At 63.2% G+C, this 25,193-nt stretch carries 23 protein-coding genes; 7 read left to right on the forward strand and 16 right to left on the reverse strand.

Going from position 1 to position 25,193, the window contains the following annotated elements:
* Positions 1 to 57: 57 nt before the first annotated feature.
* Positions 58 to 1,356: an MFS transporter gene (locus tag LRQ04_RS01460; RefSeq protein WP_235517222.1), complete on the forward strand. Its 1,299-nt coding sequence runs from the start codon at positions 58 to 60 to the stop codon at positions 1,354 to 1,356.
* Positions 1,353 to 2,033: a FadR/GntR family transcriptional regulator gene (locus LRQ04_RS01465; protein WP_235517223.1), complete on the forward strand. Its 681-nt coding sequence runs from the start codon at positions 1,353 to 1,355 to the stop codon at positions 2,031 to 2,033. Before LRQ04_RS01460 ends, LRQ04_RS01465 begins: the two co-directional genes overlap by 4 nt.
* 3 nt (positions 2,034 to 2,036) lie before the next feature.
* On the opposite strand, the gene LRQ04_RS01470 is transcribed toward LRQ04_RS01465, so the two are convergent.
* The 6 genes from LRQ04_RS01470 to LRQ04_RS01495 form a co-directional block, all read right to left on the reverse strand.
* Positions 2,037 to 3,401: a rhodanese-like domain-containing protein gene (locus tag LRQ04_RS01470; protein WP_235517224.1), complete on the reverse strand. Its 1,365-nt coding sequence runs from the start codon at positions 3,399 to 3,401 to the stop codon at positions 2,037 to 2,039.
* Positions 3,402 to 3,482: 81 nt separating this feature from the next.
* Positions 3,483 to 4,949, reverse strand: a complete 1,467-nt coding sequence (locus LRQ04_RS01475; RefSeq protein ID WP_235517225.1) for an FAD-dependent oxidoreductase — start codon at positions 4,947 to 4,949, stop codon at positions 3,483 to 3,485.
* Positions 4,950 to 4,969: 20 nt separating this feature from the next.
* Positions 4,970 to 6,247, reverse strand: coding sequence for a uroporphyrinogen-III C-methyltransferase (cobA, locus tag LRQ04_RS01480; protein WP_235517226.1), 1,278 nt, complete (start codon positions 6,245 to 6,247; stop codon positions 4,970 to 4,972).
* Between the two features lie 90 nt (positions 6,248 to 6,337).
* A complete protein-coding gene (locus LRQ04_RS01485) occupies positions 6,338 to 7,156 on the reverse strand; it encodes a DNA alkylation repair protein (protein ID WP_235517227.1) in 819 nt (272 codons plus the stop codon).
* A 15-nt stretch (positions 7,157 to 7,171) separates the two neighbouring features.
* Positions 7,172 to 8,083, reverse strand: coding sequence for a glutaminase (locus LRQ04_RS01490; protein WP_235517228.1), 912 nt, complete (start codon positions 8,081 to 8,083; stop codon positions 7,172 to 7,174).
* Positions 8,084 to 8,218: 135 nt separating this feature from the next.
* Positions 8,219 to 9,262, reverse strand: a complete 1,044-nt coding sequence (locus tag LRQ04_RS01495) for an LLM class flavin-dependent oxidoreductase (RefSeq protein ID WP_235517229.1) — start codon at positions 9,260 to 9,262, stop codon at positions 8,219 to 8,221.
* 158 nt (positions 9,263 to 9,420) lie between these two features.
* Here LRQ04_RS01495 and LRQ04_RS01500 point away from each other — a divergent pair, with 158 nt between their 5' ends.
* A complete protein-coding gene (locus tag LRQ04_RS01500) occupies positions 9,421 to 11,343 on the forward strand; it encodes a hypothetical protein (protein WP_235517230.1) in 1,923 nt (640 codons plus the stop codon).
* A gap of 131 nt (positions 11,344 to 11,474) precedes the next feature.
* A complete protein-coding gene (locus LRQ04_RS01505) occupies positions 11,475 to 11,894 on the forward strand; it encodes a hypothetical protein (protein WP_235517231.1) in 420 nt (139 codons plus the stop codon).
* A 50-nt stretch (positions 11,895 to 11,944) separates the two neighbouring features.
* On the opposite strand, the gene LRQ04_RS01510 is transcribed toward LRQ04_RS01505, so the two are convergent.
* The gene (locus LRQ04_RS01510) at positions 11,945 to 12,502 is read right to left on the reverse strand and encodes a dihydrofolate reductase family protein (protein ID WP_235517232.1); all 558 of its coding nucleotides are present in this window, start codon (positions 12,500 to 12,502) and stop codon (positions 11,945 to 11,947) included.
* Between the two features lie 704 nt (positions 12,503 to 13,206).
* Between LRQ04_RS01510 and LRQ04_RS01515 the strand changes: the two genes are divergently transcribed.
* A complete protein-coding gene (locus LRQ04_RS01515; protein WP_235517233.1) occupies positions 13,207 to 13,827 on the forward strand; it encodes a DUF305 domain-containing protein in 621 nt (206 codons plus the stop codon).
* Positions 13,828 to 13,915: 88 nt separating this feature from the next.
* Here LRQ04_RS01515 and LRQ04_RS01520 read toward each other — a convergent pair whose 3' ends face one another.
* From LRQ04_RS01520 to LRQ04_RS01560, 9 genes are all read right to left on the reverse strand, one after another.
* Positions 13,916 to 14,860, reverse strand: a complete 945-nt coding sequence (locus LRQ04_RS01520) for an ABC transporter permease (RefSeq protein ID WP_211712003.1) — start codon at positions 14,858 to 14,860, stop codon at positions 13,916 to 13,918.
* Entirely contained in the window at positions 14,850 to 15,581 is a 732-nt protein-coding gene (locus LRQ04_RS01525) for an ABC transporter ATP-binding protein (protein ID WP_211712002.1), read from the reverse strand. Before LRQ04_RS01525 ends, LRQ04_RS01520 begins: the two co-directional genes overlap by 11 nt.
* Before the next feature lie 95 nt (positions 15,582 to 15,676).
* The gene (locus LRQ04_RS01530; protein WP_235517234.1) at positions 15,677 to 16,822 is read right to left on the reverse strand and encodes an ABC transporter substrate-binding protein; all 1,146 of its coding nucleotides are present in this window, start codon (positions 16,820 to 16,822) and stop codon (positions 15,677 to 15,679) included.
* Between the two features lie 152 nt (positions 16,823 to 16,974).
* Positions 16,975 to 17,928, reverse strand: coding sequence for a homocysteine S-methyltransferase (gene mmuM / locus LRQ04_RS01535; protein ID WP_235517235.1), 954 nt, complete (start codon positions 17,926 to 17,928; stop codon positions 16,975 to 16,977).
* Positions 17,929 to 18,026: 98 nt separating this feature from the next.
* A complete protein-coding gene (locus tag LRQ04_RS01540; protein WP_235517236.1) occupies positions 18,027 to 19,430 on the reverse strand; it encodes a sulfate adenylyltransferase subunit 1 in 1,404 nt (467 codons plus the stop codon).
* Positions 19,431 to 20,483 (reverse strand): sulfate adenylyltransferase subunit CysD, encoded by a 1,053-nt coding sequence (gene cysD, locus LRQ04_RS01545; RefSeq protein ID WP_235517237.1) that lies wholly within the window; start codon positions 20,481 to 20,483, stop codon positions 19,431 to 19,433.
* On the reverse strand, positions 20,480 to 21,199 hold the full coding sequence (locus LRQ04_RS01550) for a phosphoadenylyl-sulfate reductase (protein ID WP_235517238.1): 720 nt from the start codon (positions 21,197 to 21,199) through the stop codon (positions 20,480 to 20,482). The genes cysD and LRQ04_RS01550 overlap by 4 nt, the downstream gene beginning before the upstream one ends.
* Entirely contained in the window at positions 21,196 to 22,932 is a 1,737-nt protein-coding gene (locus tag LRQ04_RS01555; RefSeq protein ID WP_235517239.1) for a nitrite/sulfite reductase, read from the reverse strand. The genes LRQ04_RS01550 and LRQ04_RS01555 overlap by 4 nt, the downstream gene beginning before the upstream one ends.
* A gap of 135 nt (positions 22,933 to 23,067) precedes the next feature.
* Positions 23,068 to 23,829: a sirohydrochlorin chelatase gene (locus LRQ04_RS01560; protein WP_235517240.1), complete on the reverse strand. Its 762-nt coding sequence runs from the start codon at positions 23,827 to 23,829 to the stop codon at positions 23,068 to 23,070.
* On the opposite strand from LRQ04_RS01560, the gene LRQ04_RS01565 reads away from it, so the two are divergent.
* Both LRQ04_RS01565 and LRQ04_RS01570 read left to right on the forward strand, forming a co-directional pair.
* The gene (locus LRQ04_RS01565; RefSeq protein ID WP_235517241.1) at positions 23,830 to 24,501 is read left to right on the forward strand and encodes a trimeric intracellular cation channel family protein; all 672 of its coding nucleotides are present in this window, start codon (positions 23,830 to 23,832) and stop codon (positions 24,499 to 24,501) included. It begins immediately after the preceding gene.
* 13 nt (positions 24,502 to 24,514) lie between these two features.
* A complete protein-coding gene (locus LRQ04_RS01570; protein WP_235517242.1) occupies positions 24,515 to 24,937 on the forward strand; it encodes a hypothetical protein in 423 nt (140 codons plus the stop codon).
* The last annotated feature ends 256 nt before the right edge of the window (positions 24,938 to 25,193 follow it).

Genomic DNA, 25,193 nt, shown 5'->3' on the forward strand with positions numbered 1-25,193 from the left:
CGGAGAGGTTCGCCACAGAAGTGTGGACATTAGACGTCAAACGTCTAACCTTTAGATATGGCTGCGACGACCCCTTTGACTCCCACGACAGGAAATATCCCTACGACCTGCCCCACTGACGCTGCTGGTTCGGTGTCTTCGGTGAGTTCGGCGAGCCAGGCAGTTCCTAAGACGCGCGTCGTCGCCGTCGTCGGCATTATCGCCGTGGTGCTCATCGGCCTGAACCTTCGCGCCGGTATTACCAGCGCCGCCGCCTTGTTCCACGATCTCCAGCAGGTCCTGGGGTACGGCGCACTGGTGGCGTCCATCCTGCCGTCCATCCCGTTGCTCTGCTTCGCTGTCGCCGGAATGGGAACATCGTGGCTGACGCGCCGCGTAGGTGTCGAGAAGGCCATCGCCATCGCATTGGCACTGCTCGCCGCTGGCTTGCTGGTGCGGGGTATTCCCGCGACCGGGGCCCTGCTGGGTGGAACGGTGCTGGCAATGTCCGGCCTGGCCGTCTGCAACGTGGCCATGCCGTCGTTCATCCGGGAGCACTACTCCGAGCGCACCTCCATGATGACCGGCCTCTACACCTTCACCATGTCAGGCGGGGCCACCTTCGCCGCAGCGGTCAGCGTCCCCCTGTCCCAACAGCTCGGCTCTCCCTCGATGGGCCTGGCCGCTTGGGGCCTGCTGGGCGTTGCCGCGCTCCTGGGCTTCCTGCCCATGGTCCTGCACACGCACCGCAACAGCACCAGGACCGAGCGCGCCCGCGTCTCCATGTGGCCGCTCCTGCGCACCCGCCTCGGTATCCTGATCACCGCGATCTTCACGTTCCAGGCCTTCCTTGCCTACGCCGTGATGAGCTGGTTCGCCTACATCCTGACCTCACAGGGCCTCAGCGCTTCCGAAAGCGGCCTGCAGTTCGGCGTCATGCAGCTCGTCTCCGTCGCTGCTGGCATGATCCTGCTCGCGTTCGGCTCCCGGCCGGGCATGCTGCGCCCCGCACTGTACCTCGCCAGCAGCTCCACGCTGTTGGCCATCGCCGCCATGATCTGGTTGCCCACATCCTTGGCAGTCGTGCCGGCTGTGCTGTTCGGTTTCGGCCTGGGCATCTTCCCGTTGGTCCTGGTGATCATCAGCCGCAGCGGACGTTCGACGGCGGAAACCACCGCCCTCTCCACCATCGCCCAATCGCTGGGATACTTGATTGCGGCAGTTGGCCCCTTTGGCATGGGACTCCTCCACAGCGCCACCGGCGGCTGGGTGCTGCCTCTGAGCCTGCTGTCGATCGTGGCAGTGGCACTCATGGTTACCTGCCACATGCTCACCAGCAAGCGCACTGCCACCAAGACCGGACCGAGGACAGCATGACCCTGACCCCTTCGCATCGCCCAGCCTTGGCCGAGGAAATCACGGCCAAGCTGCGTGACATGATCAAGTCCGGAGAGTGGCCCCTGCAGGAACGCATTCCTGCAGAACCGGAGCTGATGGCCTCGCTGGGCGTTTCCCGCGGCACCCTTCGTGAAGCCATCAAAGCCCTGGCGCACTCCGGGATGTTGGAAGTCCGTCGCGGCGACGGCACGTACGTCCGGGCCAATAGCGAGATGTCCGGCGCCGCCCAGCGGATGTATTTGGAGCACACGCAAGAGCACATTGTGGAGGTCCGGCTCGGCCTGGACACGCAGGCAGCCCGTTTGGCCACGAAGCATGCCACACCGGAGGACATCGCAGAGATGCGCCGCCTCCTCGCCCGTCGTCACGATGCGTGGCTCGCCGAGGACTACCCCGCGTGGGCCTCGGCCGACTGGGAATTCCACGAACGTGTGGCCGTGGCCTCCGGAAACCCCCTGCTTCACCAGTTGTACGTCTCGTTCGGCGGTGTCTTCCACAACGACCTCCTCCGCCAGCAGCGCAAGGGCGGCTTCAATGGCATTCCCCGGGAAGGGCATGACGAGTTGGTGGATGCGTTGGAAGCCCACGATCCCGACGCTGCGGTGAGCAGTGTGTATCGGAACCTGGACTTCTGCGCTGACCAGGCCCAGCCGTAAGTCTTAAGGCACCGTTTCGATTCCCGCCCCGGCCGCGTCCTTGAACCTGGCATCAATCAGCACCACGTTCCGGCCCGCCCGGTCCAACAGGCTGGCCGCAATACTTGCGCGGTAACCCGTGGCGCAATGCACCCAGGTCCTCGCCACCGGAATCCCGGCCAGCTGTCCAAGCAGCTCGTAGACGGGGATGTTGAGGGCACCTTCGACATGTGACGCAGCGAATTCTTCGGGCCGCCGAACGTCCAATACGACGTCGTCCTCCAATCTCTCCCGGAGCATCAAATCCCAGTTACCGTGGGGGTAGGCGGCTTGCGGAGAGTCAGGCGCCGAAGCGCCCGGTTCAGGCCCGACGGCGGCATCCGGACTTTCGATGCCGATCCTCGCCAGATCACGGATCGCCTGTTCCACCTCGTCCCCCGGCCCCAGTAAAGTGAGCGGCTGGTTCCACGGGATCACCCAGCCGATGTAGCTGGTGAAGTTGTCCCCGCGACCGTATTCGAAGCTCACGCTGCCCTCAAGATGGTTGTCCGCGAAGGCCACCCGATGCCTGAGGTCTACTACCCACTCCCCTGCCTTGAGGCGCCGCCCCAGCTCGTCGGCGTCCACGGACTCCGGCACATCCAATGACGCAGGTCCTACCCCGGCAGCATTCAGTGGGCTCATGTGGGCGTAATAGGACGGGTAGGCCGTGATGTTTGCCAACAGCTCTGCGACGAAGTGGTCCTCATTGGCGTCCGTCAGCGCGTGGTTGGACGCTGCTTGCTCGGAGATGGTGGACGTTTCCTGGTGGCTGGCGGGCCCTATGGAACAAAACGATCCGAAGCCGTGTGTCGGGTACAACGCCGCGTCGGGGCTGGTTTGGGAGGCCAGGCGCCGGACCGATGCGTACTGCTCATGCGCCAACGCAGCGGTGTCGTGGGGCGAGACCAGGTCCGTCCGCCCCACTGAACCGTAGAGCAGGCTGCCGCCGGAAAACACGGCCTCCGTGCCGCCGTCGTGCGTTTCATCCCGCACCACGTACGAAAGGTGCGTGTGGGTGTGGCCCGGGGTCGCCACGACCCTTACCGACAAACGGCCAATGTGCAGGACCTGGCCGTCAGTGACCGGGACGCGGAAGAAAGAGACGTGGTCCTCGGCGTTTACCAGGTAGTCAGCGCCGTGTTTCAAAGCCAGTACCAAACCGCCGGTGACGTAGTCATTGTGGAGGTGGGTTTCGGCCACATGCGTGATCCGCACGCCCGCAGCTGTGGCGGCGGCTTCCACCCGGTCAATGTCCCGTTGGGGGTCGATCACCAACGCCACGGTGCCATCATGCACCAGGTAGCTCCGGTCCCCCAGCTGGGGTGTCTCGATGACCACGACGTCCATACCCCACCATAAAACAACGCGGGGTCACTTAGGGCCCATCCGGAAGCCCCGGACCGGCCCTAAGTGACCCCGCGTTGTTCTTTAGACGTCTACGGAGACGCCGTCGCGGGAGATGTTGACCATGTCCTCGCGCGGCACAACCTTGATGCGCTCACGCTTGACCTCAACACCGTGCGAACCGCCGGCTTCGGTAGCCGCGGCGCCGAGGGCGAGCTCGTGCGCGTCGAGCGCAAGCCAGCCTTCCCAGCTGGTGAACTTCACGCCGCGGGCGTCGAGCAGTTCCACGACGGCGTCTGCCGCAGGAACCTCGGCGACGGGCAGGTTTTCGCGGTCCTCCAGCAAATAGGTGACGGTTTCCAGGGCATCGCCCTTGGTGTGGCCGATGAGGCCAACCGGACCGCGCTTGATCCAACCCGTAGCGTAAAGGCCCGGGACGTGCTGGCCGTCGGCGTCCAGGACACGACCGCCGTCATTCGTGATCACGCCCTTCTTGTGGTCGAACTCGACGTCCGGCAGTGCGGAACCGAAGTAGCCGATGGCACGGTAGACGGCCTGGACGGGGTAGTCGATGAACTCGCCGGTGCCGCGGGCGTTGCCCGTGCCGTCCAGCTCGGTGCGCTCGAACTTAATGCCGGCAACCTTGCCCGGAGTTTCGGTGGAGTCAACGATCTCAACCGGGCTGTGCAGGAAGTGCAGGTGCAGGCGACGGGACGCCGTGAGCTCGGAAAGGTCCTCGGGCTGCTCGGCGATCCAGTTGGTGAGCGTGCCAACCATGGTCTTGATCTGGTTGTTGCTCTGGATCTGGCGGTCGGATTCTTCGTCGAATTCGAAGTCCTCGGCGTAGAGGATGATGTCAACGTCCTTGGAGTGCGAGAGTTCGCGCAGTTCCAGAGGGGTGAACTTCACCTGCGCCGGACCGCGGCGGCCGAAGACATGCACGTCGGTGACCGGGGAGGCCTTCAGGCCGGCGTAAACGTTGTCCGGGATTTCGGTGACCAGCAGGTCATCGGCGTGCTTGGACAGGACACGGGCCACGTCCAGGGCCACGTTGCCGTTGCCGAGGACAGCAATTTCCTTGGCTTCCAGCGGCCATTCGCGGGGAACGTCCGGGTGTCCGTCGAACCAGGACACGAAGTCGGCGCCGCCGAAGGAGCCCTCGAGTTCGATGCCCGGAATGTTGAGGTCGGCGTCCTTGATGGCGCCGGTGGCGAAGATGATGGCGTCGTAGTGCTTGCGGAGGTCCTCGATGGAGATGTCCGTGCCGTAGTCCACGTTGCCGAAGAAACGGATGTCGCCGCGGTCCAGCACCTTGTGCAGGGCGTTGACGATGCCCTTGATGCGGGGATGGTCCGGTGCGACGCCGTAGCGGATCAGGCCGTACGGTGCCGGGTAGCGGTCAAAGAGATCGATGCTGACGGTGAGTTCGCCGCTCTTGACAGCTTCGCTCTTGGTCAGGATGTCCGCTGCGTACACGCCGGCCGGGCCGGAACCGATAACGGCGACGCGGAGCGGACGGTCCGCAGAACCTACGGGGGTGCTAATTGACACGGCTGTGTTCCTTCTTCTTCTCAGTTACTGCGGACGCGGGGACGGTTGGGGGTGATGGTGCTGTAGTCAGCGGTCTTGAAAAGCTGCGGCGCAAAGGGGCTGACACGGACAACATCGCCGATCACGATGACTGCCGGGTTGGCCACGCCAACGGCTTCCGCCTGGTCCGCGATGGTACCCAAGGTGCCGATGGTGACGCGCTGATCCGGCAAATACCCGTTCTCTACGATACCTACTGGCGTGTCCAAAGGCAGACCCGAGCCTGCCAGGGCAGCCGCGGAATCGCGCAATTGTGCTACTCCCATGAGCAACACCACAGTGTGGTCAGGGCGTGCGGGGACTTCGGACAGCTCTTCGTGGCCGGTCACCACGCTGAAGCCTTTGGCCAGTCCGCGGTGCGTGACAGGAATGCCCGCTGCGGCCGGGACCGAGATGGCCGACGTCACGCCGGACACCACTTCAACCTCGACGCCGTTCTGCCGGCAGAATTCTGCTTCCTCGCCACCTCGGCCCAGCACGTAGGGGTCACCGCCTTTAAGACGGACCACTCGGTTGCCCTTGAGGGCTTCCTCAACGAGGATGCGGTTGATCTCAAGCTGCGGGACGGGATGGTGGCCGGGTGTCTTGCCGACCTCAATCACACGGACATCCGGCGCCAGTTCGTTCAGCAGCTCGCGTGGGCCAAGACGGTCGGCAACCACGACGTCGGCCTGGCCCAGGAGGCGCCGACCACGGACTGTGATGAGGCCGGAGTCGCCGGGACCGCCGCCCACCAGGGCGACGGAGCCAACCGGAGCCGTGCCGGAGGCGTCCGGTTTGCGGTGACGGCGCAGCGGAAGGTCACCTGTTTCCAGGGCGGTGGCAACGGCATTTCGAAGAGCCATGGCGCGGCGCGGGTCTCCCCCGGCGTTGATGGCGATCTTGACGTCGTCCACCACGGCTACGGCGGGGGTCCACGCTGCTGAGGCTTCGTGGTCGGAGGCGTTGACGCACCAGATGCGCTGCGCTTCGGCGTCGGACGCTACTTGGGTGTCCACAGCGGAAGTGCCAGTGGCCGTCTGGACGAACCAGACGCCGTCGAGGTCTGACGTTACGTACTCGCGCTGCTCCAAGGTGAGCAGCCCTGAAGCGGCCAGGCCGTGAAGGTTTTCGGTGGCAACGGGGGCGACGACGGTGACTTTTGCACCGGCGTCGAGCAGTCCCTTGGCGCGGCGCTCAGCCACGGGTCCGCCGCCCACCACCAGCACCGGGCGCCCGAGCAGCCGCAGCGCGGTGGGGTAAATGTCCTGTATTGCCATGAAAAAACTGTAGGGCGGGCTCGTAATATGCTTCAAAGGCTCGGAAACACCCGGTAACGCTGGGTAATCCGGCGTCACATATCTACCGCTCTAGTTCGGAAAAACCCTGTCTTTCAGGGTCAGGTAATAGGCCCGTTGCTCCTTGCCGAGGTGCTCGATCGCGTAACGAAGCGTAGTCCGCGGCATGGTGGCTGCGTGCTCGTCTAGGAAAGCCAGAAGACGTTCGCGGCTGCTCCGACCCGCGTCACGGATCCATCCGCCCACGGCTTTCTGGATCAGGTCCTCCGGGTCGTGCAGCAGGACCTCGGCGATGGCGAACGTGTCATCCAGCTGGCCCTCGCGGATGAACGCAGACGTCGCTACGATTGCCGTCCTGCGCTCCCACATGCTCTCCGAGCGAGCCATTTGGTAGAGCGGGTCACGAGGCTTGTCCATCAGCCAGCCACCCACCACGCGTCCTGCCCCAAGGTCCACCAGGTCCCAGTTATTGATCCGGTCATGCTTCCGTAAGTAGAGCTCGTAGAGGCGTTGGCGCTGCTCTTCGGTGGTCTTCTTTTTCTGCGTTTGCAGGGCCATAATTTTAACGGCGCCGGCGCGGGCCTCGTGGATATCCTGCTCCAGAAGCTGCTCGATGTCCTCCATTGACATGGCTGCGAACTCCTTCGCCAGGGTGAAAACCTCACCCATGCGCACGCCCATGAAGAAATCGCCCTCGGCATAGTCGCCCTTGCCGGTCTTGAAATACCGCTGGTATTTAGCTTGCTCCACGTCCGACTGACGGATTTTCAGGCGTTCCAAGAACGCGACGGCGGTGGGCTGCGTTCCCGGCGCGGGCGCGGCAGGCTTGCGGGCCTTTCCGTCTTTGGGCGCCTTTCCGTCTCTAGGGGCCTTTCCGTCCTTGGGGGTCATGCCTCCATCATGCGCCTAAAACACGGACCAGCCAGTGCGGGTGGTGAATTCGTCCAGTGCCGCTACTCCCGCGACCGAATTCCCGGACCTTCCCAAGCCGGGACTCCACACGCTGATGGAGCACTTGTTGGGAACCACGGCAACGATTCCGCCGCCCACCCCGCTCTTGCCTGGCAGTCCGACCCGGTAGGCGAACTCACCCGCGGCGTCGTAGGTTCCGCAGGTCAGCATGACGGCATTGATGCGCTTGGTCTGGGCTGGAGACAGCAGCAGGTTTCCGTCCGAGCCCAGGCCATTCGAGGCAAGGAAACGGGTGGCGAGCGCCAAATCCTCGCAGGTCATGGCAAGCGCGCATTGCTTTGCGTACGAGTCCAGGACATCCTCGACTGGATTCTCCAGGTTTCCGCAGCTCGCAAGGAAGTGGGCCAAGGAAGCGTTGCGGTGGCTATTGGCCAGTTCCGAGCCGGCAACACGCTCATCGGTGTCGATACTTTCCTTGGTGGTTTCCTGCCGCATCAGGTCCCGCACGGCGTGCGCTGCATTGCCGGTCAGGCTCAGGAGCCGGTCCGTCACCACTATTGCACCGGCGTTGATGAAGGGGTTGCGGGGAATGCCTTCCTCGCTCTCCAGCTGAACCAAGGAGTTGAACGGATTGCCCGACGGTTCGCGGAAGACCCTCTTCCAGATGTGGTCACCGTCGGAAGCCAGCACAAGGGCGAGGGCGAACACTTTGGAGATGCTTTGAATGGAGAACTCCACGTGCGCATCACCCGCCGAGAAGACTTCACCGTCGCGGGTAACTACCGAGATCCCGAATTGATACGGGTCAACAGCACCGAGTTGGGGGATGTAGTCAGCCACATTTCCTTGGCCGATATGCGGTTGAACTGCTCCGACGATGTCGTCGAGGAGGTTCTGAATGTCCATGGGCAACCTTTGCTCTCTGCCTTGCCCCTTCGCCGTTGAAGGGGCAAGCACGTGCTGCTGCGCTGTTGGCGCAATTGGGCACAGCTAGCAAGAGTACCGGCCTTTCACTTTTCTGGCCCTCCACCCGCGGCCACGTTACACCGGCTTGTTGGCACTCCATCCGAACGCGGGGGCGATGTACCTGGCCACGTTGCCCAGCAGCTTGGCGTTGTAGTTGACGCCAAGCTGGTTGGGAACTGTGAGCAGGACCGTGTCGGCTGCTTGCACGGCTGCGTCCTTCGCCAGTTCGTCTGCCAATTGATCGGGCTCGCCGATGTAGCTCTTTCCGAAACGGGACAACGCGCCGTCGAGAATTCCTACTTGGTCCTGGCTGTCCGCTTGGGCGCGGAGGCCGAAATAGTGGTTGTCTTGGCTGTCGACGATCGGAATCACGCTTCGGCTAACGGAGATCCGTGGCTCAAAGTCGTGCCCGGCGGCCGCCCAGGCTTCGCGGAAAAGGCTGATCTGCTCGGCCTGCAGTTCATCGAAGGGAACACCTGTGTCCTCGGTAAGGAGGGTGGAACTCATGAGGTTCATCCCCTGCTCAGCCGCCCAGACAGCGGTCTTCCGGGTTCCTGCACCCCACCAGATCCGCTGCGGAAGGCCGGGTGACTGGGGCTGGATGGGAAGCAGACCTGTGGCCCCGCCAGCGTACTGTGGGTCCGCTTCGGCCACGCCGTGCCCGGTGATTGCTTTCCGGAACAGGGCAGTGTGGCGGCGGGCCATGTCACCACCGTCCTCGCCGTCTCCGGGAACGTAGCCGAAGTTCGCTGCACCGTTCCGCGCGGGTTCGGGTGAACCACGGCTCACGCCGAGTTGCAGCCTGCCGTCACTGATGAGGTCTGTGGCTGCTGCCTCCTCAGCCATGTAGAGCGGGTTTTCGTAGCGCATATCGATGACGCCGGTGCCCATCTCGATCCGGCTGGTCCGCGCCGCAATAGCGCTCAGCAGTGGAAAGGGCGATGCTTGCTGCCTCGCGAAGTGGTGCACCCGGAAAAAGGCTCCGTCGATGCCCAGTTCCTCAGCGGCCACAGCGAGTTCAATGCCCTGTTTCAGGGCTTCCCCAGCCGTTGGCACGAGGGAACCCGGGACGCGGGCCCAGTGTCCGAAGGAGAGGAAACCGATCCGTTTGTTGTGCATGTTCGGGACAACTCTTCACGGTCCGGGGAAATTCCACTGGCACGGTGTACGCGCCCTCATGGTCCCGAGTCCGTCACTTCGCGTTACCTGTGCAAATAGATCCGCGGGATTAGGTAGAGTAGGCGTCGGGGACGCTTTATCTATTCGATGGAGTTTTTATGGAATTCGATGCTCATGCTGCTGATCGCCTGATCGCCGCATGTCGGGACGCAGCGCGTGCGTTGCAGGATCAACGTGGCGGACGGGAATCGGCCTCGACTGCTGCTCTCACGGAATTTCGGGGCGTGTTCGCAGACTGCTTCCGGGAAAACGTTGCCTCTGAAAGGGCGGCCCGGTCCGAGCTGGTCCATATGTTGGAAGATGTTGCCCGTCAGGTCCAGGACGCGAAGAACGCGGCCGAGGTTGAGCAGCGTCGCTTGGATGACGTGACCGAGTGGGCGCTCGCCTCCGGCTGGGCTCGTGCTGGCGGCGGTTTTGGGGTGGATGTAGGGCCCCGCCCGTCGACGGCGGAAACTGACCGCCCGGTGGTGAGCGTGGAGACGGCCCGGCAAGGGTTGCGTATCTGGGCGAGCGGAAGCACTGCTGGGGCGAGTTCCGCTGATCCGGAAACCTTGGACTCGGCAGTGTCGACCTTCAGGATCCACGACGACTCAGACCGAGCTTCCGCTGACAAAGTCAGTGCAGCTGTGTCCGATTTCGAGGAGAAGTGCTCGTGGGTGCACTCTGACCTCCACGCTGTCCGTGGCGGGCTACGACGGTTCCTCGAAGACAACCATCAGGACGCGAGCCGGCTTTCCGACATCGCGTCGACGTTCCGCGCTGCCGGTGGCGGCGGGGACGTTGGCCAGGTGACGGTATCGAACGGCCTTCTTGTGCTTGCCACGGCACCGATGTCGTTGTCGGGCGCGGCGCTGCTGAGCTACTTGTCCAGTGCCACCGAGGCGGACGTGAAGGCGTTGGCCACAATGCCTGGATGGAAGCAGGCCCTGCAAGGCATCGAGCCATCGAAAATCGGGACTTGGTGGGCCGGAATGAACCCTCGGGCCGGCACCGTCATGGGCGTGCCCGGGTTTTCGCGGGTGCAGGAGTTGCTGTTGGCTGCTGCTCCGTCCGTGTTCGGCGCTTTGGACGGGATGCCCGCACTGGCCAGGGTCCGCGCGAACCAGTTGAACGCGCCAAGCGTGCTTCGCGCGGCAGAGAAAGACCTGGAAACAGCCCGGAAGTTGTCCGAGGTCGGGCAAAGCCACCACGACCCGAACCGAACAAAGATGCTGCAAAATGAGGTGGCATATCTTAAGCAGGTGGTAGCCGGGGAGGTACAGCTTTACCTCTATGACCGGGACCGGTCCAGGATTGTGGAAATGATCGGCACTCCGGGTTCCGACACACGGCACGTGATCACCTACGTCCCAGGAACCTTCACCGGGATGGACATCTTCTACGAAGGCGGGGTACAGCAGGTCTCGACATATCTCACTAGCAAAGTGCCGGGGACGGTGGCGTTCGTGTATAAGGATGGGCGGTTCCCCGGAGAGGAGGACACCGCCGGCGGTCCCAACATGGCGAGAATCGGTGAGGCGAACGATGAAAAACTCGCACGCACGTCCGGCCAGCAACTGGCATCGTTCGAGGCCGGGATGCGCACTGATCCCTACCTGAACGGTGCCGAACAAACCGGCATCGGGCACAGCTGGGGCCTGGCAAACCTCACCAGCTCCGAAGTCGCCGGGGCCCGATACGACAAGGTGGTCTCCCTCGCCGGGGCCGGCATGCTCCCGGACTGGAAACCACAGCCGACCACGGAATATTCGAACCTGTACTACTATGATCTGCTCGTCCAAGGTCAGGTAGTTCCCAACCTCATCACGAATAAAGGGCTGGTGTGGGATGGAAACAACCCGATCTATCGCGATGAGTTCGAACAGCACTACTACCGCGGCCCCGACGACGACAAAATCAACGGTGCGATCAACACCCTCGAAGAAGGGAACATCCTCATGGAAAATCACAACCTCATCGCCACCAACAGCGAGGACAACAAGCAAGTACTCAAAGACATGCGCGGAATTGTGGCTCGATGAGGGCGCGACACGGTGCCATGGCGTTGTTGCTATTGACGGGTTCGATCGGGCTCGCGGGTTGCGCCGGGCTACCCAACGCGGGTTCGACAGAGTTACCTGTGCCAACTGCGACCAAAACACAGGAGGAACCGATGAAAGCTGAACTGACCTGGCAGGAAGCTAAGACCCAGGCCCAAGCAATGGAACTGGAGCTTGCCGCTCTGATCCCAAAAGACGCTGTTATCTCGATCGATCAGAAGAAGAAGGGCATGCTTCTGTCTTGCAACAAAACCCAACACAACTGGAATGGTTCCACGACCATCACGGTTGCCGAAGGAACGAACATTGAGCCGATCGTGAAGGACATAGAAGCCCACTATCAGAGCGGCCTCTTTGGAGTCAGGAACAGGCTTGACATCAGGGGTTCCTATGAAGTCCAAATAATCGCTCGCAGCGGAGGCGGGGAGAACTACATTGTCGCCGAAGGCCTAGCCCCAAACCAGATTGACATCGATTCGGGCTCGCCGTGCTTCACTTTGCCCGAGGGCATCTACCCGGGCGGGGACTTCTAAACCAGAGCTCATGAGAGTGGTTCGGCGTTTTCACGTTGCCTCCACAATCGTCAAGCAGCCCGGCGATAATGCGTGGCTACCGCGCCGTTACTGAGCGGCTCGGCCGAAATCAGCTCAAGATGCCGGGTGCTGGGCAGCCCGCCTTGGTACAGCGTTGGTCCGTGGCCGGTGATCATGGGGTGGATGAGAAATTTGTACTCGTCGATCAAGCCCAGTCGGTCCAGCTCTGTTGCTAGTTTCCCGCTGCCGATAAGTACCCCCTTGGGAGTCCTGTCCTTGAGTTCCTGAACGGCCGTACCCAGTTCGCCCACCAGCCGATGACTGTTGGTCCAGGGGAAGTCGCTCCGCGTTGTGGAAACGACGTACTTAGGTTTCCCCTCCAAGGTAATCGCCCACTCACGAAGGGCTGGCGGCGCTTCTACCTCGCCCCGGGCCACCAAGGGCCAGTACTCCTCCATCATTTCGTAAGTGGTGCGTCCCCAGAGCATCGCACCGCTCTGATCCAAAAGGCGTGTGAAGTGGGCGTGGGTCTCATCATCTGCGATCCCCTCCCGGTGGTCGACGCAGCCATCCAGAGTGACGTTGATGCTGAACGTGAGAAGGCCCATTCGCCGATTCTAGGCCGTTGCCGGCGTTAGCGCAGCGGAATTGCCGCAGTAGTGTGCTTGTCCTTGCGTTGCAAAGGCCGATACCCTCCAGGGGTATAGTGTCGCGTATGGACCGCAAAGGAGGAGTGCGCGTGAGCGGGTCACCGTCGCGGGTTTCATCGCCCCTTCTCAGACGAGGATCGCTCTTGATGCTCGTAGCTGCGATCATTGCGGGCTTGTTCGGAATGCATGTGATCAGCGGATCCCATGGGGAACATTCGGCTACGCCTATAGCCACTGACACGATCACCCTTCACGGGCAGGTCACTTCCCATCATGTGCACGACACTTCGAAACCCCTCCCTGCAGGTCATCCTGCGGAAGTCGAACAGTGCACGTCCGGAAGCTGTTCCTGCGCTGAGGCGGTAGGTGCCACCTGCACACCGTCGCTAAAAACCGGTTCCTTGGTTGCGCCTCTCCCAGCAAGCGCGGCTACGTACACTCTCACTGCCACCGGGTACCAAGATCCATTGCCATCCTGGTCCTACCGACCAGTCCAGCCCACGCCCGGGCAACTCAGCATCAGCAGGACGTAAGCACTGGAACGGGCCGCCGACATGCGAGCCCTTCGCCACATCCCGGACCCCTATGGCTCCGGGCGCCCAACTGCTTACCCTTGGCGGCAGACGATGGTGCCGCCTGAATTGGCAAAGGACCAATCACTGATGAACAAAACACGCTACATTGTCACGGGAACCGCTTTGGCAACCCTGCTCGCACTGGCCGGCTGCGGATCCAATTCCGGCTCGGGCTCGATGCCGGGCATGGATCACGGCACCTCCAGTGCATCGGCAAACCCGTCGGCGGGCAGCACGGATCCGGTCCACAACGCGGCGGATACGATGTTCGCGCAGATGATGATTCCCCATCATGCCCAAGCCGTGGAAATGTCCGACGCGATGCTGTCCAAGCAGGACATCCCGGCGGCCGTAACGGAGCTGGCAACCAGGATCAGGGCCGCGCAGGCCCCCGAGATCGAGAAAATGACCGGGTGGCTTGCAAGCTGGAATGAATCGGCCACCATGGCAGCCGGCGATCACAGCTCCCACAGCATGGACGGCATGATGAGCGACGCCGACCTGCAAAAACTCGAAGCGGCACAGGGCACAGAAGCTGCCAAACTTTTCCTGACGCAGATGATTGCGCATCACGAAGGTGCCGTGACCATGGCCAAAACCGAAACCAGCCAGGGTCAGAATCCTGAGGCCGTCCAGCTCAGCAAGGATATTGTGGCCTCGCAGGAGGACGAGATCCAGGAAATGAAGGATCTCCTGGCTGGACTCTAGCCTCACGCCAACGTAACGCAAGGGCCCGACGGCGGTAGGTCGCCGTCGGGCCCTTGCGTTCAGGCCGGGTGCGCCGACCAAAGGAACCCTAGCGGGAACTGCCCGCCAGCAAACCCCGGCGCTGCAGGAGGCGCTTCTCGATCGGCCCGAACACCAGGAGCTCAATCAGGATGCCTACGAACAGAATGAGCAGGATCGCGGACATCACGATGGTCATGTCAGACAACAGCCGGCCCTGATCCAACAGTGAGCCCAGCCCGAAGCCAATGGTGCCGCCCACCGCGATGATCTCGGCGGCCATGAGGGAGCGCCAGGAGAAAGCCCAGCCCTGCTTCAGACCACTGATGTAGCCGGGAAGTGCTGCGGGCAGCACAATCTGCAACGCCATCTGGAGCCGGTTGGCGCCAAGCACCGTTCCGACGCTCCGGTACTGGGGCGGGATCTGGTCCACACCGGAGATGAGGCCGTTGATGATGGACGGGATGGCACCCATGAACACCACGAAGTAGACGGTGGCATCGGTCAGGCCGAACCAGATGATGGCGGCCGGAACCCACGCCACGGACGGGAGGACCTGCAACCCGGAAATGAGCGGCCCGAACGCGCGGCGCAAAGGAGCTACCTGGGCGAGCAAAAGACCAACGGGGGTCGCGATGACCACCGAGATCAGGAAGCCGATGACACCACGCTGCAGCGAAGTCCACACCGCTTCCTGGACTTTGCCTTCTCCCCACATCGTCACGAACTGGGTGAGTACGTCAAGGGGCCCGGGCACGAGGTCGCGCCGCTTGAACTCCAAGGAAACGTAGAGCTGCCACGCCAGGATCAGGACCACCAACGCGGCGACGGGCAGCAACACCCGCTTCCACTCGATGCCCCGCTTCCGGCCATTGTCCGACTGCAGATTGTCCAGACCGGCTTCAAGGTCGCGGAGCTCCGAGGCGTTGCCTTTCAGCAGTGGCGAAGTGATGTGCTCTTTGGATTCGGTCACGGGAAGGGTGCGCTCTTCGGTGGTGAGGGGGTTACTTGGCATGGCGGCGGATCTCCTCGCGAAGGCGGCGGGTAATTACTCCGGTCAGTTCCCCAGCGCGACCGGCATCGGTACGGTGTTCCTCGGTGACCTCCCACTCGGCCACCACACGGCCGGGGCGGGAGGACAAAAGCAGCACGCGCTGGCCCAGTCGCACGGCTTCGCGGACGTTGTGCGTCACGAACACGATGGTCCGGCCGGTTTCCTTCCAGATCCGTTCCAGCTCATCGTGCAGGAGGTCGCGGGTGATGGCATCGAGGGCAGCAAAGGGCTCGTCCATCAGCAGCAGCTGCCGGTCCTGGGCCAGGGAACGGGCCAACGCCACGCGCTGCCTCATGCCACCGGAAAGTTCGTGCGGGCGCTTGTCGCCGGCGCCGCCCAGGTGAACCAGGTCGAGCAGCTCCGTGGCGCGGGCACGCCGGCTCGCCTTGGTGCTGGACTTGTCGGCCAGTTGCAGCGCGAGTTCGATGTTGCCGCGGGCGGTCAACCACGGAAAGAGGGACGCGTCCTGGAACATGAAGGCGGCGCCGTCGCTGGGGACTTCGAGGGCGCCCGACGTCGGCTTTTCCAGTCCCGCCATGATGTTCAGCAGGGTGGACTTGCCGCAGCCGGAAGCGCCGAGGAGGGCCACGAACTCGCCTTGGGCGATGGTGGCGTTGACGTCGTCCAGCACCGGAGCGCCGTCGCCGAAGCGCTTGCCCAAGTTCTCGAGTACGACTGGCATGGTCCCGTCCTTCATGTTGATTGGTAGAGCTGATGTGGCTGAAGGCCGGCCCGCTTCCCGCCCAAGGGGAGGGAAGCGGACCAGCCTGTTACTGCTTAGTCCTGGCCGAGACCTGCAGCCGAGGTCTTCTTGCCTTCAACCTCGTTCAAGGTGCGGAGGTCGAAGATGCCGTTAATGTCGGCCTGCTTGGTGGTTCCGGCCTTCACGCCGTCATCCAGGAGCTTCTTGTACGTTCCGGCCAGCGGGTCGGTGGTGAACTTGATGTTCTGCAGCGCCCGCTCAATCACGTTGGCCGGAAGCGGTTTGCCGGCCGTGTCCTTCAGGACAGCGTTGATGGTGGTTGCCTTGTCTGCCGCTGAGGCGGAGTTGAGCCAGTTCACGGATTCCACGTGGCCCTTGAGCAGTGCCTTCACAGTTTCAGGGTGTTCTGCAGCGAACTTCTTGTTCACGATCAGGATGGTCGTGGTGAAGTCGCCCTTCTCCCACAGGTCCTTTTCGTCAACGAGGACCTTCGCTCCGGCTTCGAGGACCAAGCGGGACGCCCACGGCTCAGGCAACCACGCGCCGTCGAGCTTTCCGTCCTGGAAGAGCTTCAGCGACTGGGCGTTTTCGGTGGGGTTGATGTTCACATCACCGCTGCCGTCAACGTTGGTCTTGAAACCCTGCGCGCCCAGCCAGGCGCGGAGTGCTACGTCCTGCGTGCCGCCGAGCTGCGGCGAGCTGAGGATTTTGCCCTTGAGGTCGGCAGCGGAGTTGATCTCCGGCTTGACCACCAGCTGGGCACCGCCGGAAGCCGCCCCGGCGATGATGCTGATGGACTCACCCTTGCTCTTGACGAAGGAGTTGATGGCCGGGTTCGGGCCGATGTACGTGGCGTCGATGGCGCCGGCGTTCAGGGCTTCGATAGCGGCGGGACCGGCGTTGAAGACCTGGGTGCTGAGCTTGGTATCGCCCAGTTCCTTGGCGATGATGCCCTTGCTGATTCCCACCAGGGCCGGACCGTGGGTGACGTTGCTGAAGTAGCCGAGCTTGAGTTCGGCGGCGGGCGTCGTGGCGGGGGCCGGGGCGGCTTGGTTGTTGTTCTGCGAAACAGCGGAAGCAACTGCGGCGCCTGCGCCGATGAGCAGCACCAGGCCGACGGCCAGTGCGATCTCAACGGTGCGGCGGCGCTTGGGCTTGGCGGTCTCACCCGCGACGATGCGGGTGGTACCGGTGTTGGGTGACTCGGGGTTGTTCGACATGAGGGGTCCTTCGGAGATTCGGGATGCGAGTGGGGCGAAGATCAGGCCCCGTGACATCGCCCGTCGAGGGCAAGCAAGGACCATTCCGGAGAGGTCATGCCTTCACAGTAGGGACTGTCATATTTCGGCTTCAATCCCGTAGAAATCAAGGTTCACGCAGGTTCACGTGGCGTCATATTGGCCACGAGGCCTTCAATGTCACGCGGAGTTGTGCGGCAGCATCCACCTATGAGACGGGCTCCCCTGTCGTGCCAATCTGCAGCGGCGCCGGCCAGTGTTCCGCTCCCCTGAACACCCACAGCCGGACCCCATGTTTTGGTCACGGCGTCGTAGGTCTCCCCCGAATTCGGGTAGGCCACCAGGGCTTTGTCGCTCACAGCCTGGAGGGACTCCAGTGCTGGGGTCACCAGCTCCAACGGCACGCAATTGACCCCGACGGCGGCGACCCGCGGTTCCGCGCGGAGCAGCGCAGCCACGTCTGCAACCGGCGTCCCATCACTTATATGTCCGCTGTCCCGCAGCGTAAAAGTGAACCAGGATTCGACGCCGAACTCCGCCACGAGCGCCAACAGCGCCTCAGCTTCGGCGAACGACGGCAGTGTTTCGCAGGCCAGGAAGTCCGCGCCAGCTTCCACGAGGGCGGCGATGCGGGGGCGGTGGAAGTCCCGGAATTCCGCGGCAGAAAGCGTGTAATCGCCGCGGTACTCGGAGCCATCGGCAAGGTACGCGCCGTAGGGGCCAACAGATCCGGCCACCAGCAACGGGCGGGACCCGGGGTTGGCTGCGAGGTATTCCTGACGGGCTTCGTCGGCCAGCCGGACACTCAACGCCACCAGCTCCAACGATTCCTCCACGGACAGCCCACGCCGCGCAAAGCCCTGCGGAGTGGCCTGGTAGCTGGCTGTAATGGCCACGGACGCACCGGCGTCGAAATAGTCGCGGTGGACCTGCTTGATCAGGTACGGCTGTTCCAGCAGGACCTTGGCGGACCACAAGGCGTCTTCCAGGTCGCAGCCGTGGGCTTCCAATTCCGTGGCTAACGCGCCGTCCAGAACCAGGTCCTTGCCGGCGGCCAAATGCGTGCTGAGCGTGGTGTTCTGTGGCATGGGTCCTTCCCCAAAAGAAAACCGCAGCTTGTTCGAAAATCCCGCCGTACAGCGTGAGGAGTCGCGAACAAGCTGCGGTTTTGTGACTACGTGTGACCCTAGATGACGTAACGTTCGTCCTCGTGGTCGCCCGGGTGGTCCTTGACCAAGCCCGCGGCAAGGGTGTTGCCGTCGATGGGATCGATCACCAGGAACGCGCCCGTGCGGCGGTGGTGCAGGTAGTTCTCCAACGGCAGCGGAGCAGAGAGCCGGAGCTGTGCGTGTCCGATGTCGTTAAGCTCCAGAGTGGACGCCGGCTCCACGTTGAACGTGGCCAGGTCCAGCTTGCCTGTGACGTTGCGGACCAACGCCTGGACAGTGCGCGTACCGTGCTTCACCAGGACCTTCTGGCCTTCGCGGAGCGGTTTCGGCGAGAGCCAAGCCAACGACGCGTATAGGTCAGCCGTGCTTTCACGGACCGTACCGGCAGCGGCAATGGTGTCACCGCGGGCGATGTCGATCTCGTCAGCCAAGCGCACAGCCACAGACTGCGGAGCGGCTGCTTCTTCCAAGGACTGGCCGGCGAAGTCGATGCCGATCACCGTGGTGGTGCGCGGTTCGTGGCCCGGGCTGATGACACTCACTTCGTCGCCAACCTTGACCGACCCTTCGGTGATCTGGCCGGCGTAGGCACGGTAATCGCGGTACGCCTCCACATCGAGCCCGGCAGCAACAGCGTCAGGAGCAAGAGCACCCTGCGGACGGATCACCAGCTGGACCGGGAAGCGGAAGCTCTCCAGTTCGGCCTCGAGCTCGTCAGCGGCCGGGAGGGTCTCGAGGACTTCCAACAGCGCAGGACCAGTGTACCAAGGGGTGCGCTCCGAGCGGTCCACCACGTTGTCGCCATCAAGGGCCGACACCGGCACCACCAGCAGGTCAGCGACACCGTCCGAACCCAAACCGAGCTCACGGGCAACCTTCTGCACATCAGCTTCGATGTCACGGAACACCTGCTCGCTGAAATCCACCAGGTCGATCTTATTGACCGCGACGATCACGTGGGCAACCCGCAGCAACTGCAGCACAGAAAGGTGACGACGCGTCTGCTCCAGGACACCCTTGCGGGCGTCAATAAGCACGACGACGGCATCCGCAGTGGACGCGCCCGTCACCGTGTTTTTGGTGTACTGAACGTGGCCGGGGCAGTCCGCCAGGATGAAGCTGCGGCGGTCGGTGGCGAAGTAGCGGTATGCCACGTCGATGGTGATGCCCTGTTCACGCTCGGCACGCAGGCCGTCGGTCAGGAGGGCGAGGTCAATCCCGCCCTTTTCGCCGCCGAAGCCACGGTCCGCGGAGGTGCGGGCAACGGCGTCGAGCGTGTCAGCAAGAATCGCCTGGGAGTCGTGAAGGAGGCGGCCCACCAAAGTGGACTTGCCGTCGTCGACCGATCCGGCAGTAGCGAAACGGAAAAGAGTAGTGGGCAGGGCTGTCTCCAGCCCGGCAGCCAATGTTTCGGTGCTCATTTAGAAGTAGCCGTCCTTCTTGCGGTCTTCCATGGCTGCCTCGGAGATGCGGTCATCTGCTCGGGTGGCGCCACGTTCGGTCAGGGTGGAGGCAGCGACTTCAACCACGACGTCGGCCACGGTGCGGGCATCGGACTCGACAGCACCGGTGCAGGACATGTCCCCCACCGTGCGGTAGCGGACCAGCTTGGTGATGACTTCCTCGTGCGGCAGCGGCTGGGAAACCTCGCCCACTGCACGCCACATGCCATCGCGGGCAAAGACCTCGCGGTCGTGGGCGTAGTACAGGCTGGGGAGCTCAATGTTCTCGCGCTCGATGTACCGCCAGATATCCAGCTCGGTCCAGTTGCTGATGGGGAACGCACGGACGTGCTGGCCCACCGTGTGGCGGCCGTTGTACAGGTTCCACAGCTCGGGGCGCTGGTTGCGCGGGTCCCACTGGCCGAACTCGTCGCGGAGGCTCAGGATGCGCTCCTTGGCGCGGGCCTTGTCCTCGTCGCGACGGCCGCCACCGAAAACGGCGTCGAACTTGTTGCGCTGGATCGCGTCCAACAGCGGCACAGTCTGCAACGGGTTACGGGTGCCATCGGCACGCTCAGCAAGCTCACCGCGGTCGATGAACTCCTGCACCGAGCCGACAACCAGCTTCAGGCCCAGTCGCTCCACCGTACGGTCACGGAAATCGATGACCTCCGGGAAGTTGTGGCCCGTGTCCACGTGCAGCACGGGGAAAGGAACCTTGCCAGGCCAGAACGCCTTGGTGGCCAGGTGCAGCATGACCACGGAGTCCTTGCCACCGGAGAACAGCAACGCAGGCTTCTCAAACTCGGCAACAACCTCACGGATGATGTGAATGGCCTCGGACTCGAGTGTGTCCAGCGACGAAAGGCGAGTCGATTCCAGAGCCGAAGCAGCGGATGCCGCCCCGGGAGTGGCATCGGGCCTGTCGTAGCTGGACGCAATGCTGCTTGCAGCATTGCCGTCCAGCGAAGGGGCGGGGGCGGCATCTGTTGCGGAGGCGTAGGCTTCCGTCGTCGTGCTGAAGTTGCTCATGTGTGTAGTCCGCATTCTGTCTTGTCGGATCCTGCCCAGCGACCGGCGCGGGGGTCTTCTCCCGGGGCAACCTGGCGTGTGCAGGGCTGGCAGCCGATGGACGGGTAACCCTGGCTCAGGAGGGGGTTGACGGGAAGGATGTTGTCTTCGGAGTACTCGATCAGCTGATCGAAGGTCCAGTCGACCATCGGGTTCACCTTGACCAACCCGAAGCCTTCATCCCAGGTGATGATCGGCGTGTTGGTGCGGGTGGGTGCCTCGTCGCGGCGGACACCGGTGAACCAGACCTCGTAGCCAGCCAAGGAGCGGCGCAACGGCTGGACCTTGCGCAGCGCGCAGCACTGGGCGGGGTCGCGGGCGAACAGGTCTTTGCCCAGCAGGCGGTCCTGCTGTTCCACGGTGGTTTCCGGAAGGACGTCCACGACGTTGACGCGCAGGTTCGCCGCGACTTCGTCGCGGGTCTGGTGCGTTTCCTTGAAGTGGTAGCCGGTCTCCAGGAACAAGACGTCGACGCCGGGAAGCTGGTCCGCCACCAAAGCCGGCAGGACGGCGTCGGCCATGGAGCAGGCCACCGTCACCGCGGGCAGTTCGAAGTTGCGGGCCACCCAGGCGATCGCTTCGGTGGCGCTGGCGTTCCAACCCAGCTCAGCGGCGCCGGCTTCAGCCAGGGCCTTGAGCTCCTCGTTGGAGCGCTTGAGTGCTACAGCTACGGTCACTGTAAGTCTCCTTCGTCGGCGGTGTGTGCCCACTCAGCGAAGGTCTGGCCCTCGGCGCCAACGGCGACGAACTTACGGACCACACGCTCCACGTAATCGGGCAGGTCTTCCACCGTGACCTTGAGGCCGCGGACGGTACGTCCCAGGCCGGCTTCCTCGCGCTCGTTATTGGCCAGCCCGCCACCGAGGTGGACCTGGAAACCCGGGGTGGGGTCGCCGTCGGGCGTTGGCAGCATCATGCCCTTCAGGCCGATATCGGCCGTCTGGATACGTGCGCAGGAGTTCGGGCAGCCATTGATGTGGAGGGACAGTGCCGACGGCAGCTGCTTGGTCTCCACGAGGTCGGCCAGACGGCGCTCCAGCTCGGCAATGGCCGTGGCGGCCGTAACCTTGGTTTCCACGATGGCCAGCTTGCAGAATTCGATACCGGTGCAGGCGATGGTGCCGCGACGGAACACTGACGGCCGGGCGGAAAAGCCCATGGGGTCCAGCTCGGCGATGAGCGGCTCCACCTGTTCCTTGGCAACATCCAGAATCACCAGCTTCTGGTGAGGAGTAGTGCGCAGCCGGTAGGAACCGTGCTTCTCCAACGTGTCGGCCAAGGTGACCAGTGCTTCGCCGGACGTGCGGCCCACAGTGGGTGTGACGCCGATGAAGAACTTGCCGTCCTTCTGCTCGTGCACGCCAATGTGGTCGCCCGGCGCGTTCGGCTTCGGGGCCGCAGGGCCGTCGGGAAGCTTGAAGCCCAGGTATTCATCTTCGAGGATCTGGCGGAACTTGGCCGGACCCCAGTCGTTCATGAGGAATTTCAGTCGGGCCTTGGTGCGCATGCGGCGGTAGCCGTAGTCGCGGAAGATGCTGGTGACTCCCAGCCATACTTCAGCGGCAACATCGGCGGAGACGAACACACCCAGGCGTTCGGCCAGGCGCGGGTTGGTGGACAGGCCACCGCCCACCCAGAGGTCGTAGCCGGCACCAAGCTCAGGGTGGACAACGCCAACCAGGGCGAAGTCGTTGATTTCGTGGACCACGTCCTGGGACGGGTGTCCGGTGATCGCCGTCTTGTACTTGCGCGGCAGGTTGGCCAGCTCCGGGTCGCCGATGAACCGCTCGGCCAGCTCGTGGATCAGCGGCGTGGGATCGATGATCTCGTCCTTGGCGATGCCGGCGACCGGGGAGCCCAGGATGACGCGGGGAACGTCGCCGCAGGCCTCGGTGGTGGACAGGCCGATACCTTCAAGGCGACGCCAGATCTCCGGAACATCCTCAACGCGGATCCAGTGCAGCTGGATGTTCTGGCGGTCCGTCAGGTCGGCCGATCCCCGGGCAAAGTCAACGGAGATCTGACCGATGACACGCAGCTGCTCGGTGGTCAGCGCACCGCCGTCGATGCGCACGCGCAGCATGAAGTACTTGTCTTCGAGTTCGTGCGGTTCAAGCGTTGCCGTCTTGCCGCCGTCGATCCCGGGCTTGCGCTGCGTGTAGAGGCCCCACCAACGGAAGCGTCCGTGCAGGTCCGTGCCGTCGATCGAGTCGAAGCCTTCTTTTGAGTAGACAGACTCAATGCGCTCACGGACGTTCAGCCCGTTGTCTTCCTGCTTCCAGGTTTCGTTGGCGTTGAGCGGGGCGGTGCCGTCAACCTTCCACTGGCCGTGGGGCTTGGCGGCAGGGCGGGTGCGCGCCGGGCGCTTGGCGGTCTCCGCGGACGCGCCGGCTACAGCTGTATCTGTCATATATCGAGGGTAGGTCTGGCCAGATTTAGCCAGCAAAGGTCTGGAAATGTTGAGTCACCTAGGGAAACATTTCGTCACGAACACGCCGACGGCCTTGTCCGGCGGCGCCACATATGCAGGCGGATGTGGAGGCAATCAGCTCGCCAGCACCGCGTCGTAGCGTTCCAACGCGATCTCGGCGAGCACCGGTGAAGGCAGCAGCGGAGCCGCCACAACGTCAGCTCCAGCCTTGGCCAGCTGATCGTGGAAATAGCCGGTCGCCAAGAGGTACGACGCGATGAACACCCGTCCCGTCCCACCATCGGCGGCGAGCTCGGCACGCAAGGAGGCGACGCCGTCGGGCACTGTCGGCTTGGCACTGGCGCCATAGGCGACCCGGACCTTGTTGGGGAGCAGCTCAGCGAGCAGGCGCGCTTGCTCTTCCGAGTCCACCGAACCGTCCGGAAGCGAGGAGCCGGCGGCAGCCACCAGCACGCCGTCGTTCTCCTCCAGGCCTGCCGCCCGCAGATGCACGGCAAGCAGCTCAGCCAGCCGCGGATCCGGGCCGAGCGGCCTGGCCGCGATCACTTCGGGCCGACTCTTGATCGCCTTGGGTACGTCCACTTTGATGTGGAAGCCAGTGGACAGCAAAAGCGGGACGACGACGGCGGCAGTCCCCTCGGGCAGGCCCTCCACCACTCCCCCCAACTCAGGTTCCTGCACGTCCACGTAGGCCTCGAGCACCCGCAAGCCGGGGCGAAGGGCCTCGATGTCGGCCATGACCTGGCGGATGGCTGCCTGGCCTTCGGCGTTGCGGGTTCCGTGGGCGCACGCGATCAAAACGGGGCTGTTCATGGGAGCTAGCGTAACGTTGAGCCAGCATCTGTTGAGAGCCGTACCCAGAAAGAAACCGTCCACTTGATTTCCATCGACATCCTTCTTCTGTGGCTTGACCTGTTCGGCGTGTTTTTCTTCGCGGTCTCCGGGTCACTGTTGGCGGCCCGCAAACAGTTCGACATTGTGGGTTCCGTGCTCCTGGCCTCGATTGTGGCGCTGGGCGGCGGCGTGATCCGCGACATCATCATCAACGCCGGTCCCCCGATCGCGTTCACCAACCCCGCCTATCTGGTCCCGCCCCTGCTGGCGGCAATGCTGGTGTACTTCCTGTTCTCCTCGGTTCAGCGCTTCACCTCCCTTTTAACGCTCTTCGACGCCGGCGGCCTGGCTCTCTTCTGCATCACCGGGACGCTCAAGGCCCTGACCGCGGGCGTAAATCCTGTTGCCGCAATCCTGCTGGGTGTGACCACTGCCGTGGGTGGCGGACTGCTGCGCGACATTACGGCGAACGAGGTCCCCACACTCTTCAACGCCCGCGACCTCTATGCCCTTCCGGCCTTTGTTGGTGCCGGCTTAACCACGTTGCTGTGGCATTTGGGGCTGTTCACCGGGCTCTCTGCCTGCGTCGTAGCCGCCGTCGTTTTCGCTTTCCGCGTCACTGCCTGGCGACGCAGCTGGCGCGTGCCGCTCGCGGTCCGTGGATGGCACCGGCCCGGCCGCGGAACGGGCGCAATTTCGGGTGCCCGGGATTAGCTAGGATAAGAGCATGACTGACATGTTCCTCGAGAAGTTCCGCGCGCTGGTCCCAAAGTATCTCGAGGATGAATGGCAGGAAGAGGATGGCCTCACACCCTCCGAACTGGACGAGGCCCTTGCCGACCACTCCTTCACCATCCCGCTGGTTCTCCGCGAGTTCTACCTCGCCATCGGCGGTTGCGAAGACCTCATGGAGGCCTACCACTACTTCTGGGATCCCGAGGAACTCGAAGTCGACGACGAAGGTTTCCTCATGTTCCTGGAGGACGAGGACGAGCAATTCACCTGGGGCTTCCGCACCGCTGATCTTGGCATCCCCGATCCCATTGTCTGGCGGCGCAACAACGCCCGCGGACAGTGGAAGAGCGAAGAAGGAACGTTCTCCGAGTTCGTCTTCGACATGTTCGAGTGGGCGTTCAACGACGAAGACTAGGTCCTTTTTCAGGGCGCCCCCGTGGCTTCCTGACCCTGTTTGAACGACACGCAGCCCCTATGCAACCTTGATTGATTGCATGGGGGCTGTTTTGCATTGAAAGAAGGTCACAAAGCCACGGGTTTCCGGGCTTAAACGGAATGGCCCCGGCTCGCTGCAACGTTACGAGTCATACGCTGCACCGAACCGGGACCACAATCTCCGTTCGCATCAGACCCACCGGAGGCATTTAGTGGATCCGTGAATAGCTTATGAC

The organism is Paenarthrobacter sp. AR 02 (assembly GCF_021538675.1).
Classification (GTDB): Bacteria; Actinomycetota; Actinomycetes; order Actinomycetales; family Micrococcaceae; genus Arthrobacter.